The sequence below is a fragment of the Bradyrhizobium sp. Ce-3 genome (assembly GCF_022835695.1).
Taxonomy (GTDB): domain Bacteria; phylum Pseudomonadota; class Alphaproteobacteria; order Rhizobiales; family Xanthobacteraceae; genus Bradyrhizobium.
Genome location: NZ_BQUV01000004.1, coordinates 476,307 through 490,778, shown reverse-complemented (window position 1 = coordinate 490,778; position 14,472 = coordinate 476,307). Strand labels below are relative to the sequence as shown.

Here is a 14,472-nt window from a genome sequence, read left to right as displayed (position 1 = left end):
GGCTGCTGCCGGTTATGGCGTGGTCGGATGACGCGAGAGGGTTCTGACCTCTCGCGTCCCACGCTGGACCTAGATCGAGCACATCCCGCCGTCAACCAGGAGCTCCGTGGCGTTCACGAAGCTGCCGTCGTCCGACGACAAAAACAGGATCGCGGAAGCGATCTCCTCCGGTTGGGCCATCCGCCCGAGTGGAATATTGGCAGCATGCTTTGCTCGCGCCTGATCCGCTTCGGCCTTGGAGGACACCTGAGCATCGATTAGAGGGGTATCCGTCGGACCGGGGGTGATCGCGTTAACCCGAATTCGTCGGTCCTTCAATTCGGCTGCCCAGGTGCGCGCATAGGACCGGAGCGCCGTTTTGGAAGCGGCGTATGCTGACCGACCAGGAAATCCCCGCAGGGCAGCGATCGTGCTGGTCATCACGATCGCCCCTCCGTCACGCATCAAAGGCAACGCCTTCTGAACCGTGAAGAGAACGCCCCGTGCGTTCGTTTCAAAATTGCGGTCGAACGTCTCGACCGTGACGTCGCTCAGCTTGACGCTGTCGACGAAGCCGGAGTTAGCAACGACGATGTCAACCTTCTTCCCATCGCTCGCAACCTTTCCGTAGAGGCGATCAAGGTCAGCGAGGTTTTTTACATCGCCCTGGACAGTGGCAACGTTGGACCCGAAAAGCTTGGATACCTTGTCCAGTTCCTCCTGCCGGCGTGCAAAAACGTAGACGAAAGCACCCTCGGCGACGAAGCGCTGCGCTGTCGCTAGACCGATTCCGCTGCTGCCGCCTGTAATGACGGCGACCTTATTTTGCAGTCTCAATTTTGATCTCCCGCGTGATAGCTGCGGGCTGATGGCACCGCATGCCTCCACTATTCCGGCTCACTCATGCTCAGGTAGATGGGATCACCGAATAACGCTTATTCCCGAGGGGAATGGGAAACGACACCTGTCGCGACTGTCTTTCTGTTCTTCAAAATGACCATTTCTTAAGAGGACGGATATCGGATAGACCTTTTGCCTGTTCCACGCCCGCTACTTCGCGGTGCTACGATCTGTTGTTCGCTCTCAATCAGCAATCCCACCACGAGTTGGCAGAAGCCGGCCGCAATCGCGTGCTGGGCCGATCTGCTGAAGCGGCTGCGCGAACGCACGGCGATGCTGTCTGCGCCGACCGATCTGGTGCGCCAGGCGCGGACCCTGGGACGAGCATGCCGCGATCCTGCGCACCATCATCGCCGGTGACGAGCGTGCCGCGGCCATGCTGCCGAGCAGGTGATGCGCGCCGGCGCGGATTTTCCCTCCAGCCTCCATGTGCCTGATCAGGATGCCTCGCTGAAGGCGGCGTCGGCGAAATACGGCCTGCCGCGCCAATGTGCGTGCGGCTCCCGCGCGTGCGGCCGGAGGTCCGTTGGTACCGCTCCGGTTCGGCACGCCAACTTTCTTGACCGCATCTGCGACGCTCGCTAGGTCTCTTGTCAATGCTGGGCGGGGGCACAACTCTGCCGGTCGCGCCGTATGGCCCGGGGGAAACGAATGAACAACAACAATCGTGGCGCGTCGCCGAACGATGCGGCCGAGTATGATTACGTCATCGTCGGCGCCGGCTCGGCCGGCTGCGTGCTCGCCAACCGCCTGAGCGCCGACGGCAGGCACTCGGTGCTGCTGCTCGAGGCCGGGCCGAAAGACACCAACATCTGGATCCATGTGCCGCTCGGCTACGGCAAGCTGTTCAAGGAAAAATCCGTCAACTGGATGTACCAGACCGAGCCGGAGCCGGGCCTGAACGGACGCCAGGTGTTCCAGCCGCGCGGAAAAGTGCTCGGCGGCTCCAGCTCGATCAACGGCCTGCTCTATGTGCGCGGCCAGCACGAGGACTACGATCGCTGGCGCCAGCGCGGCAATGCCGGCTGGGGCTATGACGACGTGTTGCCCTATTTCCGGAAGGCGGAAGACCAGCAGCGCGGCGGCGACAAATATCACGGCGCCGGCGGCCCGCTGCCGGTGTCGGACTGGCGGCATCACGATCCGCTGTCGGAAGCCTTCGTGCATGCCGCGGCCGAAGTCGGCATCCCGACCAATCCGGATTTCAACGGCGCGACCCAGGAGGGCGCGGGCTTCTTCCAGACCACGACGCGGCGCGGCCGGCGCGCCTCGACGGCGCGATCCTATCTGCGGCCGGCACTGACCCGCGGCAATCTGCATGTCGAGACCTCGGCGCTGGCGCAGCGCATCCTGTTCGATGGCGTGCGCGCCAGCGGCGTCGCCTACAAGCAGGACGGCCAGTCGCGCATGGCCAAGGCGCGCAAGGAGGTGCTGGTGTCGAGCGGCGCGTACAACTCGCCGCAATTGCTGCAGCTCTCCGGCGTCGGCCCGGCCGAGCTGTTGAAGCAGCACGGCATCGCGGTGGTGCTCGATGCGCCCGGCGTCGGCAATGACTTGCAGGATCACATGCAGGTGCGCATCGTCACGCGCTGCGCGCAGAGCGTCACGCTGAACGACGTCGTCAACAATCCGGTGCGCCGCGTGATGGCCGGGCTGCGCTACGCGGCGCTGCGCAAGGGGCCGCTGACGATCGCCGCCGGCACGTCGGGTGCGTTCTTCAAGACCAGCCCGCGGCTGGCATCGCCCGACATCCAGATCCACTTCCTGCCGTTCTCGACCGACAAGATGGGCGAGAAGCTGCATCCGTTCCCGGGCTTCACGGCGTCGGTCTGCCAGTTGCGTCCGGAGAGCCGCGGCTCGCTGAAGATCAGGAGCGCGGATCCGAGCGTACCGCCGGAAATCCGCATCAACTATCTGGCGACCGAGACCGACCGCCGCGCCTTCATCGACGGCATCCGCATCCTGCGCAAGATCCTGGCCGCACCGGCGCTGAAGTCATACTCGGTCGGCGAAGTCGATCCCGGCGCCAAGGTGGTCAGCGACGACGATTTGCTCGAGTTCTGCCGCCGCACCGGCAGCACGGTCTATCATCCGACCTCGACCTGCCGGATGGGCAACGACGCGCTCGCGGTCGTCGATCAGCGGCTCAAGGTGCGCGGCATCGACGGCCTGCGCGTGGTCGATGCGTCGGTGATGCCGGACCTGATGTCGGGCAACACCAACGCGCCGACGATCATGATCGCGGAGAAGGCGTCCGACATGATTTTGGAGGATGCAAGGTAGAAACCCGCCGCTCTTCAGTCCGTCACCCTGAGGAGCGCGCAGCGCGTCTCGAAGGGTCGACGGCCCCGATGTTTCGGCGTGCGGCCCTCTTCACGCGTGGCCAGACCCGGGCCGTCGACCCTTCGAGACGACCGCTGCGCGGTCTCCTCAGGGTGACGGTGCGAGAGTGGCGTAGCCCGGATGGAGCGAAGCGCAATCCGGGGCCGTCCCATCGGCGGAGAAGAGTCCCGGATTGCGCTGCGCTGCATCCGGGCTACAGGCCTCAGCCCTTATACGCGCGCACCCGCGCGACCATCTGCTCGACATGGGCGATCGGCGTCTCCTGCAGGATGCCGTGGCCGAGGTTGAAGATCAGCCGGCCCTTGCCGAAATTCTCCAGCACGTCGTCCACCGCGCGGTCGAGCGCGGCGCCGCCGGCGATCAGGGCCAGCGGATCGAGATTGCCCTGCACGGCGACGCGGCTCTGCACGCGCTCGCGGATCATCGATGGCTCGGCGGCCCAGTCGATCGAGACCGCATCGACGCCGGTCTCTTCGACATAGGCCGGCAGCATGCCCGCCGCGCCGCGCGGAAAGCCGAGGATCCGGGCGCCAGGGACCTGCTTGCGCACTCCGGCCACGATGCGCCGGGTCGGCTCGATCGACCAGCGGGCGAACTCGCGCGGCGGCAGCACGCCGGCCCAGGTGTCGAAGATCTGCAGGCAATCGGCGCCGGCCTTGAGCTGGCCGACGAGGTAGTGGATCGAGTTCTCGACCAGGACGTCGATGATCCGGGCGAAGGCGTCCGGGTGGCGATAGGCGAGCATCCGCGCCGGCGCCTGGTCCGGCGTGCCCTGTCCGGCCACCATGTAGGTCGCAACCGTCCAAGGCGCGCCGCAGAAGCCGATCAGCGCGATCTCGGGCGCCAGCTCGCGCCGGACCCGGCGCAGCGCCTCGAACACCGGCTCGAGCTGGTCGAAATTGGCCTCGGTCGCCAGCGTCGCGATCTCGCCGGGCGTGGCCAGCGGATCGAGCCGCGGCCCTTCGCCGGCCTCGAAGCGCACCGAGCGGCCGAGCGCGTAGGGGATCACCAGGATGTCGGAGAAGATGATCGCGGCGTCGAAGTTGAACCGGCGGATCGGCTGCAGCGTGATCTCGGTGGCGAATTCGGGCGTGAAGCAGAGATCGAGGAAGCCGCCGGCCTTGGCGCGCAATTCGCGATATTCGGGCAGATAGCGGCCGGCCTGCCGCATCATCCAGAGCGGCGGAACGGCCTGTCGGTGGCCCGACAGGAGGTCGATGAACGGCTTTTTGGTGGAGTCCTGGGGCACGCGAAAGTTCCTGATCACGGTCGAAATTTGGGCCCCTGATACACGCTGCGGCGCAACCGGCCAAGGCGGTTCTGGAACCCCGGTTTGCGTGGGCGCGTTGTTTCCGTCAATGGAGGGACGACATGACCGAGAAATTCGATCCTGCCCCGCGTGACAAGCATGCCGAGAAGCCGCATGAGGCACAGGCCGCCGACCGCAAGGCGCGCTCCCGCCTGAAGGAGGGACTGGAGGATACCTTTCCGGCCTCCGACCCGGTCAGCGCCACGCAGCCGGCGCCATCGAAGCACGACGGCGATCGGGACAATTAGCTGGTATATCCCAGCGATTGCTAACCACGATGCGAAATGAGTTCAACCATGCGAGGAACGACTCGCCGCGCAGCGGTGGCTCGAAGCGCACCACGCCCGTGGTGTGGTGCGCGATCGTCGCGGCAGGACTTGCCGTGATCCTGTGGCTGATGCTGCACGTCTGACATGTTTGCGGGCGGCCTCGACCAGCGAAGCCGCCCGCATATCGTGATGCAAGGCTAGACCGGGCCGCTGTCGGGGCGCTGCATCCGCTCGAACTCGAAGGTCACGCCGAGCCGGCGCTCGAGACGCCAGACCAGAATGCAGTGCCGCCGGATCGGCTCGCTCTCGATCTCGAGGTCGAACGCGAACGGGACGGCGACGTCGCTCTCCACGGCAAGCCCCGCTCCTCCGGTCGAGATGTTGAGCACGACACAGTCGACGCTGGTGTTGCGGAAGAAGATCGTCCCGCGCTTCATCAGCGGCGTTCGCTGGCTGTCGGTCTTGTATCTCCTTATTGTTGTACTCAATGCAGTCTCCCTACCCCTGACGCCCGTCGCGGTCGTTCCCCAAAGCTCTTCGTCCTGACGCGGTAACGTTCTCAGTTCACCAGCACCGCGCCGTCGCAACGGATGCCGAGCACCCAGACGTCGACCTGGCCGAGTCCGATGCCGAGCGTCGACAGCAATGACGCCAGCACCTGATCGACCGAGCTCGTGACGCCGTTCAGGATGCTCATGACGAGCGCGCCCAGTCCCGGGATCGGCAGCCCGAGCGGGCCGACATTGATGGTGAGCGAGAGGTCGCCGAGCAGGCTTCCGGTCAGCGACGAGAGGAAGTTGGTCGTCGTCACCGTCTTCTTGGTCCCCGACTGGATATCGCTGTAGCTGAAATTGACGTTGGTCGGCGTGGTGTTGCCCATGCCGGCATGGGCGAGGCCGGTGACGGTGATGAGGCCGAGATTGACCAGCGTCGCCGGCGGCGGATTGGGCTTGGTCGTGAAGTTGGTCATGTCGGCGACCGTGACGTTGCCGATCCAGGCGTCCACGATCCCCGGCGTCACGCCGATCGTGACCTGCGACGTGCTGATGTTCGGATGGCCGCACGACACCGCGTTGAGCGTCGCGGTGCCCGAGGCGACCTCGACATAGACCGGGAGGTTGATCGCGGACACGCTGCCGGAGCCGAGCACGTTGATCGTCGCCAGGATCCGCGTCTGCGCGGTGTGGACGCTGACGCCCTGGGTGCCCATCGCGATCCAGCTCGAGCCGACCGGGCGCTCGCCGATCGTCGCGATCACGGATACGTTGGCGATGCCGGGCAGGCCGAGATTGATCGACGTCGCGATCTGATGGCTGCCGTTGGCGATCTGCGCCACGGTATTGACGAGGTCGAACACCGAAACGCTGGCGCCGACCTTGGGTTTCTGTCCCACCGTGAGGTTGGCGAAGGGGCCGAGATCGATCAGGCTGCCCGGCGAAATCTTGGTCGAAGAGCCGGTGACGGCCTGGGAGATCGTCGACAGCGCGGTCGTCGCCGCGCCCGCGCCGTTGGTGATCTGCTGGGTGGTCAGCGCGGCCGCGATGATGTCGCCGACCTTGAGGTTGCTGTTCAGCACGTCGTTGTAGGTTCCGGCGGTCAGGTTGACGCGGGTCGCCAGCGCCGACAGGAAGTCGAGGGCGTCGATCTTGGCGCTGATCAGCGAATTGTAGTCCATCACCGAGAGCGACAGCGTGGTGCCGAGCATGGAGCCGAGCAGCGCGTTGAGCGCCCCGCCGTTGACCGAGAGCAGCCGCGACCCGATCGCGAACGTGGCCATTTCGGTCGACGTCGCGGTGGCGGTCGTCGAGATCTTGAAGCTGCTCGCGCCGGTCAGATAGCGCGCGAAATACAGCGGGGTCTGGGTCGTCAGCGTGACGCGCGCGGCATTCGGAATGCCGACCGCCGGGGTCACGAAGCGGGACTGCGGCGCGATGGCGCTGTTTGCGCTGTAGGTCCCGGTCTCGACCTTGACCAGCGCGCTGGCCGGATAGTTGTTCTGTGTCACCGTCGCGGTGGCGGCGTTGACCGGATTGCTCAGATTGGCGGCGGCGACGATCGCGGCGAGGTCGGCGGTGCTCTGCGTCTTGCGCCGGTCGGCGAAGATGGTGCCGAGGTCGATCGCAAGCCCCGCGCACCCGATCAGGAGTGTCATCAGGCCGGCCGAGATCATCGCGAAGTTGCCGCGTTCGTCGGCGCCGAAGCGCCGCATCAGCGCGAGGATGCCCGTCATCCTAGAATCCCCCGTATTGAATCGCCGCGGAGCGCACGATGGTGCTCGCGGGCTTGGGCAGGAACGGCAGGCTGTAGATGAAGTTGCTGGCCGCGTTGTAGTTGACCGTCACGACGTAGACGTTGGCGTTCGCCGGCGACGGTGCGGCATTGACCGTGAGGTTGCCGGGAACGAGCAACGGATAGGTCGATGCATTGGCGGTGACGTAATTGGTCGCGAGGCTGTTGCGTTCGGTGTCGGTCATTCCCGCGATGGACGACCGCGCCGCTTCGGCGGCGAGTTGCTGAACGCCATGCACCATGGCGAGATACGAGCCGAATACGATGATGCCGAAAATGAAGGCAAGAAACATCGGCAGCATGAGCGCGAATTCGACAGCAGACGCGCCGCTTCGACAGCGAAAGAACCTGGTCATTGGCACACCTCGAAACGCAAACTACGCCGTCACGTTGCGAGGCTTTGATTAAGGAAAACTATGAAAACGCTTTCGCGAATCAGTGACGTCAATTCAGATGAATGACAGCGCCAGATCTTATCGGGTGCGCGATACGTTATGGGGCGATCAAAAACTTTGATGCCATGTCCGCAGAAATCCGGGGGACGATGATGCCGATCTGTCGCGCGCGTATGCAGATGCCGCCGTCTGATACCGTAGCATTACGTGGCAATGCACGTAACAATACATATGATGTGCAATTACGTTGGCGACGCGACAAATTGAAACTAAACGAAAGTGCAACCAAATGTTAGTATAGCTGAATCACATACTGGAGAACGTAATTGCGTCCCGTGCTGAGATTGGAGGGCTCGCGATGCACAGATCACGTCAGCATTTGAATATTCCTACCGAGATCGTTCGTACCGTCGTTGCGATTGCAGAGACGGGAAGTCTATCGAAGGCCGGTGAGCGTCTCGGCCTCAGTCAGCCGGCGATCAGTTCGCAGGTCAAGCGACTGCAAAGCCTGGTTGGTGGCGCGCTGTTCGTCAGAACGGCGAACGGCACCACAACCACCGAGCTCGGCAAGGTCGCCGTGCAGCAGGCAAGGCGGATACTCGAAGCCAACGACCAGCTGCTTCGACTCGGCGGCAATCATGAAGGGCCTCAGCCGTTGCGGCTGGGAATAAGCACGATGCTCGCCGAGGAATTCCTCAAGCTCCATCCGTCCGATGCACTTGCCGATGTGCTGGTTCACGCCGATATGTCGCCGATCGTCATCAGGGGATTGATCGACGGCTACATCGACATCGCGTTCGTCTACAGCAACCCTTCGCTGGAGAACGAAGACGAGGTGACGGTTGCCGCCGAGGCCGACGAGCGCTCGGTGTGGGTACGATCACGTGATTTTGTCCTGCGGCCGGGCGCACCGATTCCGATCCTGGCGTGGCCTGGTGACGACTGGATGATCCGGACGCTCACCAAGCACAACATCACGTACAAGATCGTATTCAGGAGCCCGAACCACCAGCTGCGACTCGAAGCCGCACGGGCCGGATACGGCCTGACGGCGTGCCCCGAGCGGATGATCCCATCCTCGCTGATCTCGGCGAAGGACTATTATCTTCCGGAGCTTCCGGTGCAGAAGCGCTTGCTGTGTGTTCGTCCGGGCCTCGAGGGAAGCCGCGCCACGGCGATGGTGCAGCGGCTGTCCAGCCTGTTCTTCAGCGGCGCGAAGCCGATGCGTCAGGTGAGCAACATGTAGTCCGATGCCGCCGCGACGCGGCGGCATCGATCAATAATGCGGTGGGGGCTCATTGGCGGGGCCCGGCGCCTGTCGTTCGGCGTCCTGAAGTCGGTCGCGCAACTCGGCGATCTGGCGCGTCAGCGCGTCGATCTGCTTCCATTGCGCCGTGATGGTCTGGTTCAACGTCTCGATGGTCTCGTCCTGATAGGTCAGGCGGACCTCCAGCGCATCGATCCGTTCGCTCAGCTTCGCCGTGTCACTCATGGACGGCGGCCTCGCAGCAGCCGGGCTCGCTCTCCGCTTCGTTCGCAACCGCGCTTGCACGCTCGCGCAGGCCATGGCCGAGCGCGACACGCTCGTCGAACACAAAGCAGTCGCCGCGCCAGCGGCTGCGCTGCTGCGGAGTTTCCTCGAGATATTTCAGGATGCCGCCCTTGAGGTGATAGACCTCGCCGAAGCCCTGCGCGAGCAGATAGGCGCTCGCCTTCTCGCAACGGATGCCGCCGGTGCAGAACATCGCAATCCTGCGGTGCGTCGCGGGATCGAGGTGCCGCGCGGCGAATTCCTTGAACTGGCCAAAGCTCGCGATCCTGGGATCCACCGCGCCTTCGAAGGTGCCCATCGCGACTTCGAAGGCGTTGCGGGTGTCGAGCAGCATGATGTCGGGAGCGGCGATCAGCTCGTTCCAGTCGGCGGCATCGACATAGGTGCCGACCTGGCGCGTCGGGTCGGCCATGCTGTCGCCGAGCGTGACGATCTCCTTCTTCAGCCGCACCTTGAGCCGCTGGAACGGCATCTGCGCGGCCTGGGAGAATTTCAGCTCGAGATTGTCGAGCCGGCCGCCGAACAGCGGCCCATGCCTGAGTTCGGCGACGAAGCCGTCGATGGCCTCGCCGGTGCCGGCGATGGTGCCGTTGATGCCTTCATGGGCGAGCAGCACGCTGCCCTTGAGATCGAGCCCGGCGCAGAACGCGCGCAGCGGCTCGCGCAGCGTGCGGAAATCGGGCAGCGCGGCGAATTGGTAGAAGGCGGCGACCTTGAGCGGCATGGCCGGGGTTTATCAGGCCGGTCAGGCCGACGAAACCCCGCAAAGCCATGCATTATCGGGATAATTCCTCTGGCATGCCAGGCATTGCCCTGCCGGGGATGAATGTGCCATGTACTTCGCATTCCCTTGGTAGCCCGTTGGCATCCATCCGCCGCGGCAGCATCAGACCACCACGATCAAGCGAGCACTCCGTTATGAGGAATTTCCATTTCGCCGGCCGGTCCACGGTCCACGCCCAGAACGCGATGGTGGCGACGTCGCATCCGGAGGCGGCGCTGGTGGCCATCGAGGTGATGCGCGAGGGCGGCACCGCCGCCGACGCCGCGGTCGCGGCCTGCGCGCTGCTCGGCGTCATCGAGCCGCAATCGACCGGCATCGGCGGCGACTGCTTTGCGCTGATCCAGCCGAAGGGCGAGGGCAAGATCACGGCCTATAATGGCAGCGGCCGCGCGCCGATGGCCGCCACTGCCGAGTGGTACCTCGAACGCAAGATCCATTCGGTGCCGCTGACCTCGGCGCACGCCGTCAGCATTCCCGGCGCCATCGATGCCTGGGACGTGATCCTGAAGGATCACGGCAAGTTCGGCTTCGACCGTCTGCTGCAGCCCGCGATCAAGGCCGCCGAAGAGGGTTACGTGGTCGCGCCGCGGATCGCCTTCGACTGGAAGAACGGTTTCGAGAAGCTGAAGAACGGCACCAACACCGAGCGCTATCTGTTGCCGCACGGCAAGCCCGCGGTCGCCGGCGACGTGATCCGCCAGCCCGAACTCGGCAAGACGCTGCGCGCGATCGCGCAAAAGGGCCGCGATGCCTTCTACAGCGGCGAGATCGCCGCCGACATGGTCGACACCCTGCGCGGCATCGGCGGCCTGCACACGCTCGAGGACTTCGCCGCGCATTCGACCGAGACGACCGCGCCGATCGGTACGATGTACAAGGGCCACGACGTCTGGCAGTGCCCGCCGAACGGCCCCGGCATCACCATGCTCGTGATGCTCAACATCCTGTCGCGCTTCGATCTGACCAAGTTCAAGCCGCTCAGCGTCGAGCGTTTCCACCTCGAGGCGGAAGCCGCGCGCATCGCCTACATGATGCGCGAGCAGCACATCGGCGATCCCCAGCAGGTGCATGTCGATGTCGCCGGCATCCTGTCCAGGGAATTCGCCGACGAGCACATCAAGAACATCCGGATGGACGGCCTGCTCGACCTGCCGAACGTCGCACCGCCGATGAATCCGTCGACGGTCTACATCACGGTGGTCGACAAGGATCGCAACGTCTGCTCCTTCATCAACTCGATCGCGCATTCGTTCGGCTCGGCGATCGTCTCCAACAAGACCGGCGTGCTGCTGCAGAACCGCGCCGGCGGCTTCCGCATTCAGCCCGGCCATCCGAACTGCATCGCGCCGGGCAAGCGTCCGCTGCACACCATCATCCCGGCACTGGCCACCAGGAACGGCCGTTCGGTGATGTCGTTCGGCGTGATGGGCGGGCAGTATCAGCCGGTCGGCCAGACCCATGTGCTGACCAACATGCTCGACTATGGCTGCGACATCCAGGAAGCGATCGATATGCCGCGCGGCCTGCACTACGAGGGCGTCTACCAGCTCGAGGACTCGGTGCCTGCCGACATCGTCGAGGGCCTGAAGAGGATCGGCCACAAGACCACCAGCGTGGTCGCGCCGCTCGGCGGCGGCCAGGGCATCTGGATCGATTGGGACAAGGGCACGCTGACCGGCGGCTCCGATCCGCGCAAGGACGGCTGCGCGCTCGGCTACTGATCGTCGCGGCCGGAGCGGCGGAACAAGGCGTCGTCGCGGGGGTTGGTGCTGAAAGCCATTCCCCGCGAGGCCGATCATCCGCACCCTCGATACAGATGAGACCGAACAGGCGGATCTGCGCGGCGGCGCCTCACCCTGGCTTGCCGCCGCGAAACAGCCTCCGCGCCCGACGCTCACGGAAAATCTCGCCTGCGATGCGCTGATCGTCGGCGCCGGCATCACCGGCGCACTGGTTGCCGAGCGGCTGACGCGTCAGGGACTCGACGTCGTCATCGTCGATCGCGAGCATCCCGGCCGCGGCAGCACGGCGGCGAGCACCTCGATGCTGTTGTGGGAGATCGATCGCCCGCTGGTCGAGCTCACCGCGATCTACGGCTTCGAGCGCGCCGCGCGCGCCTACCGTGCGAGCCTCGCAGCGGTGAGCGGCCTGAGGTCTCTCGTACACGACTTCAACATTCCCGGTCGGATCAGAGCGAAGCGCTCGCTCTATCTGGCGGCGGAAAGCTCCGCGGCCGAACTGCTCGATGAGCACCGGCTGCGCAGCCGCGCCGGCTTGCCCGGCGATTTCCTCGACCATGGCCGGCTGCTCGAGACCTTCGGCATGGCGCGCGTCGGCGCGATCGTGTCGCCAGGCGCCGCCGACGCCGATCCGCTTCAGCTTGCTCACAGTCTGCTTCGGCTCGGGGTCGCGCGCGGCGCGCGCTTGTTCGATGCCGAGGCTGTCGCGTTCGATCCGGCGGGTGAGGCGGTCACCGTGGGACTCGGCAATGGCCGCGAAGTCGCCGCGAAGGCGGTCGTGCTGGCGACCGGCTATGCGATGCCGGACATCGTTCATTCGAAGCTGCAGACCGTGTCGTCGAGCTGGGCGATCGCGACCGCGCCGCAGCCGCACAACATCTGGAAGGGCGGCGTGCTGATCTGGGAGTACGCGAAGGATTACCTCTACGCCCGCACGACGCCGGAAGGTCGCATCATCATTGGCGGCGAGGACAGCGAGAACGTCATCGAGCCCGGCGCGCGCGACCGCCTGATCCCGCAGAAATCGCGCGCGCTGGCAGAGCGCCTTGCCGCACTCTGGCCCTTTGCCGAGACCGAGATCGACTACCGCTGGGCCGGCACCTTCGACACCACGAGCGACGGCTTGCCGCTGATCGGTCCGGTGCCCGGCGCGAAGCGCGTCTATGCCGCGTATGGCTATGGCGGCAACGGCATCACCTTTTCCTATCTCGCGGCGCAACTGATCGGCGATCTCATCGCAGGCGGCGGTTCGCCGTTGCTGGACGATTTCGCGCTGGACCGCGATGTCGGCATGGCCGGTCACTGAAAAATGGCTATGGATTTCGTCCGCGCTGGGCTAGAGACGGCCGTCCTTCACGAGAGGTGCAAGATGCGATCTTCCCGACGCACGATCATCAGGACTGCGTTCGCCGGCGTTGCGGCGGCAGTCTCCACGTCCGTTGTCAGCGGGACGGCAACGGCCCAAACTGCAGGAAAGCCCATGACCACAGCTTCAGGCCTCCAGATCATCGACAGCCAGGTCGGCACCGGCGCCTCGCCGAAGCCCGGCCAGACCTGCGTCATGCACTATACCGGCTGGCTCTACGAGAACGGCCAGAAGGGCAAGAAATTCGACTCGTCGGTCGACCGCAACGAGCCGTTCGAGTTTCCGATCGGCCAGGGCCACGTGATCAAGGGCTGGGACGAGGGCGTCGCCACCATGAAGGTCGGCGGCAAGCGCACGCTGATCATCCCGCCGAATCTCGGCTATGGCGCGCGCGGCGCCGGCGGCGTGATCCCGCCGAATGCCACGCTGATGTTCGACGTCGAACTGCTTGGCGTAAAGTAAGCCACTGACCGTGACGTAACCGGCCCACGACAAGAGGGGCGCAGCGATGAAGATCTCGATCCTCGACGATTATTTCGACACGCTGCGCACCCTCGACTGTTTCCGCAAGCTCGACGGCTACGACGTCACGATCTGGAACGACCATGTCCAGGACGTCGATGCGCTCGCCGAGCGGCTGCGCGACACCGACGCGCTGGTGCTGATCCGTGAACGCACCCAGATCCGCACCGCGCTGCTGGAACGGCTGCCGAAGCTGAAGCTGATCAGCCAGCGCAGCGTCTATCCGCACATCGACATCGACGCCTGCACGCGGCTGGGCATCATCGTGTCGTCGAGCCAGCATGCCGACACGCCGTCCTATGCCACCGCCGAATTCACCTGGGGCTTGATCCTCGCCGCGATGCGCGCGATCCCGCAACAGATGGCGGCGCTGAAGGCCGGCAAGTGGCAGATCGGCGTCGGCAACACATTGCGCGGCAAGACGCTCGGCATCTATGGCTACGGCCGGATCGGAGCCGTGGTCGCGGGCTATGGCAAGGCGTTCGGCATGAATGTGCTGGTCTGGGCACGCGAGCCGGCGTTGGTGAAAGCGCGCGCCGACGGCTACGAGACCGCCGCCAGCAAGGCCGACTTCTTCGCCCGCTGCGACGTGCTGTCGCTGCACATGCGGCTGGTCGACGCGACCCGCGGCATCGTCAAGGCCGAAGACCTTGCGCGAATGAAGGACACCGCGTTGATCGTCAACACCAGCCGTGCGCCGCTGATCGAGCCCGGCGCGCTGGTCAACGCGCTGCACGCCGGCCGTCCCGGCATGGCCGCGATCGACGTCTACGAGAAGGAGCCGCTGCGCGACACCACGGATCCGCTGCTCAACATGGACAATGTGGTCTGCACGCCGCATCTCGGCTACGTCTCGCGCGACGAATACGAAATCCAGTTCACCGACATCTTCGATCAGATATTGGCCTACGCTGCCGGCACGCCGACCAACGTGGTCAATCCGGATGTGCTGGCACGTCCGGATGTGCTGGCACATCCGCGCCCGCGCGGCTGACCAGCGTCGCTCATGATCGAGCGGCCGGCTC

The 14,472-nt window shown here is 65.0% G+C and carries 16 protein-coding genes; 8 read left to right on the top strand and 8 right to left on the bottom strand.

The window, feature by feature from the left end:
• Window positions 1–69 precede the first annotated feature (69 nt).
• Window positions 70–816, bottom strand: coding sequence for an SDR family NAD(P)-dependent oxidoreductase (locus BRSPCE3_RS16950; RefSeq protein ID WP_244067086.1), 747 nt, complete (start codon window positions 814–816; stop codon window positions 70–72).
• 714 nt (window positions 817–1,530) lie between these two features.
• Here BRSPCE3_RS16950 and BRSPCE3_RS16945 point away from each other — a divergent pair.
• The gene (locus BRSPCE3_RS16945) at window positions 1,531–3,162 is read left to right on the top strand and encodes a GMC family oxidoreductase (RefSeq protein WP_244067085.1); all 1,632 of its coding nucleotides are present in this window, start codon (window positions 1,531–1,533) and stop codon (window positions 3,160–3,162) included.
• A gap of 262 nt (window positions 3,163–3,424) precedes the next feature.
• Here BRSPCE3_RS16945 and hemE read toward each other — a convergent pair whose 3' ends face one another.
• On the bottom strand, window positions 3,425–4,471 hold the full coding sequence (gene hemE / locus BRSPCE3_RS16940) for a uroporphyrinogen decarboxylase (RefSeq protein WP_244067084.1): 1,047 nt from the start codon (window positions 4,469–4,471) through the stop codon (window positions 3,425–3,427).
• Between the two features lie 122 nt (window positions 4,472–4,593).
• Here hemE and BRSPCE3_RS16935 point away from each other — a divergent pair, with 122 nt between their 5' ends.
• Both BRSPCE3_RS16935 and BRSPCE3_RS36055 read left to right on the top strand, forming a co-directional pair.
• The gene (locus BRSPCE3_RS16935; RefSeq protein ID WP_244067083.1) at window positions 4,594–4,779 is read left to right on the top strand and encodes a hypothetical protein; all 186 of its coding nucleotides are present in this window, start codon (window positions 4,594–4,596) and stop codon (window positions 4,777–4,779) included.
• A 29-nt stretch (window positions 4,780–4,808) separates the two neighbouring features.
• Window positions 4,809–4,943, top strand: coding sequence for a hypothetical protein (locus BRSPCE3_RS36055; protein ID WP_283843134.1), 135 nt, complete (start codon window positions 4,809–4,811; stop codon window positions 4,941–4,943).
• Between the two features lie 54 nt (window positions 4,944–4,997).
• On the opposite strand, the gene BRSPCE3_RS16930 is transcribed toward BRSPCE3_RS36055, so the two are convergent.
• The 3 genes from BRSPCE3_RS16930 to BRSPCE3_RS16920 all read right to left on the bottom strand — a co-directional run bounded on the left by BRSPCE3_RS16930 (window position 4,998) and on the right by BRSPCE3_RS16920 (window position 7,445).
• Window positions 4,998–5,288, bottom strand: coding sequence for a PilZ domain-containing protein (locus BRSPCE3_RS16930; protein WP_244067082.1), 291 nt, complete (start codon window positions 5,286–5,288; stop codon window positions 4,998–5,000).
• A 71-nt stretch (window positions 5,289–5,359) separates the two neighbouring features.
• Window positions 5,360–7,030, bottom strand: a complete 1,671-nt coding sequence (locus BRSPCE3_RS16925) for a pilus assembly protein TadG-related protein (protein WP_244067081.1) — start codon at window positions 7,028–7,030, stop codon at window positions 5,360–5,362.
• Between the two features lies 1 nt (window position 7,031).
• Entirely contained in the window at window positions 7,032–7,445 is a 414-nt protein-coding gene (locus tag BRSPCE3_RS16920; protein WP_244067080.1) for a TadE/TadG family type IV pilus assembly protein, read from the bottom strand.
• Window positions 7,446–7,842: 397 nt separating this feature from the next.
• Here BRSPCE3_RS16920 and BRSPCE3_RS16915 point away from each other — a divergent pair, with 397 nt between their 5' ends.
• Entirely contained in the window at window positions 7,843–8,730 is an 888-nt protein-coding gene (locus tag BRSPCE3_RS16915) for a LysR family transcriptional regulator (protein ID WP_244067079.1), read from the top strand.
• Window positions 8,731–8,760: 30 nt separating this feature from the next.
• Here BRSPCE3_RS16915 and BRSPCE3_RS16910 read toward each other — a convergent pair whose 3' ends face one another.
• Window positions 8,761–8,976: a SlyX family protein gene (locus BRSPCE3_RS16910; protein ID WP_244067078.1), complete on the bottom strand. Its 216-nt coding sequence runs from the start codon at window positions 8,974–8,976 to the stop codon at window positions 8,761–8,763.
• Window positions 8,969–9,760, bottom strand: a complete 792-nt coding sequence (locus BRSPCE3_RS16905; RefSeq protein ID WP_244067077.1) for a rhodanese-related sulfurtransferase — start codon at window positions 9,758–9,760, stop codon at window positions 8,969–8,971. Before BRSPCE3_RS16905 ends, BRSPCE3_RS16910 begins: the two co-directional genes overlap by 8 nt.
• Before the next feature lie 194 nt (window positions 9,761–9,954).
• Here BRSPCE3_RS16905 and ggt point away from each other — a divergent pair, with 194 nt between their 5' ends.
• The gene (ggt, locus tag BRSPCE3_RS16900) at window positions 9,955–11,541 is read left to right on the top strand and encodes a gamma-glutamyltransferase (RefSeq protein WP_244067076.1); all 1,587 of its coding nucleotides are present in this window, start codon (window positions 9,955–9,957) and stop codon (window positions 11,539–11,541) included.
• 130 nt (window positions 11,542–11,671) lie between these two features.
• On the opposite strand, the gene BRSPCE3_RS16895 is transcribed toward ggt, so the two are convergent.
• Window positions 11,672–11,830 carry a hypothetical protein gene (locus BRSPCE3_RS16895; protein WP_244067075.1) on the bottom strand — a complete coding sequence of 53 codons (159 nt, stop codon included), beginning with the start codon at window positions 11,828–11,830 and terminating at the stop codon, window positions 11,672–11,674.
• Here BRSPCE3_RS16895 and BRSPCE3_RS16890 point away from each other — a divergent pair.
• From BRSPCE3_RS16890 to BRSPCE3_RS16880, 3 genes are all read left to right on the top strand, one after another.
• Window positions 11,771–12,865 (top strand): FAD-dependent oxidoreductase, encoded by a 1,095-nt coding sequence (locus tag BRSPCE3_RS16890; RefSeq protein ID WP_244067264.1) that lies wholly within the window; start codon window positions 11,771–11,773, stop codon window positions 12,863–12,865. The genes BRSPCE3_RS16895 and BRSPCE3_RS16890 overlap by 60 nt on opposite strands.
• Window positions 12,866–12,928: 63 nt before the next feature.
• The gene (locus BRSPCE3_RS16885) at window positions 12,929–13,387 is read left to right on the top strand and encodes an FKBP-type peptidyl-prolyl cis-trans isomerase (RefSeq protein ID WP_244067074.1); all 459 of its coding nucleotides are present in this window, start codon (window positions 12,929–12,931) and stop codon (window positions 13,385–13,387) included.
• Window positions 13,388–13,433: 46 nt separating this feature from the next.
• Complete coding sequence (locus BRSPCE3_RS16880) at window positions 13,434–14,441, top strand: D-2-hydroxyacid dehydrogenase family protein (RefSeq protein ID WP_244067073.1); 1,008 nt, start codon at window positions 13,434–13,436, stop codon at window positions 14,439–14,441.
• The last annotated feature ends 31 nt before the right edge of the window (window positions 14,442–14,472 follow it).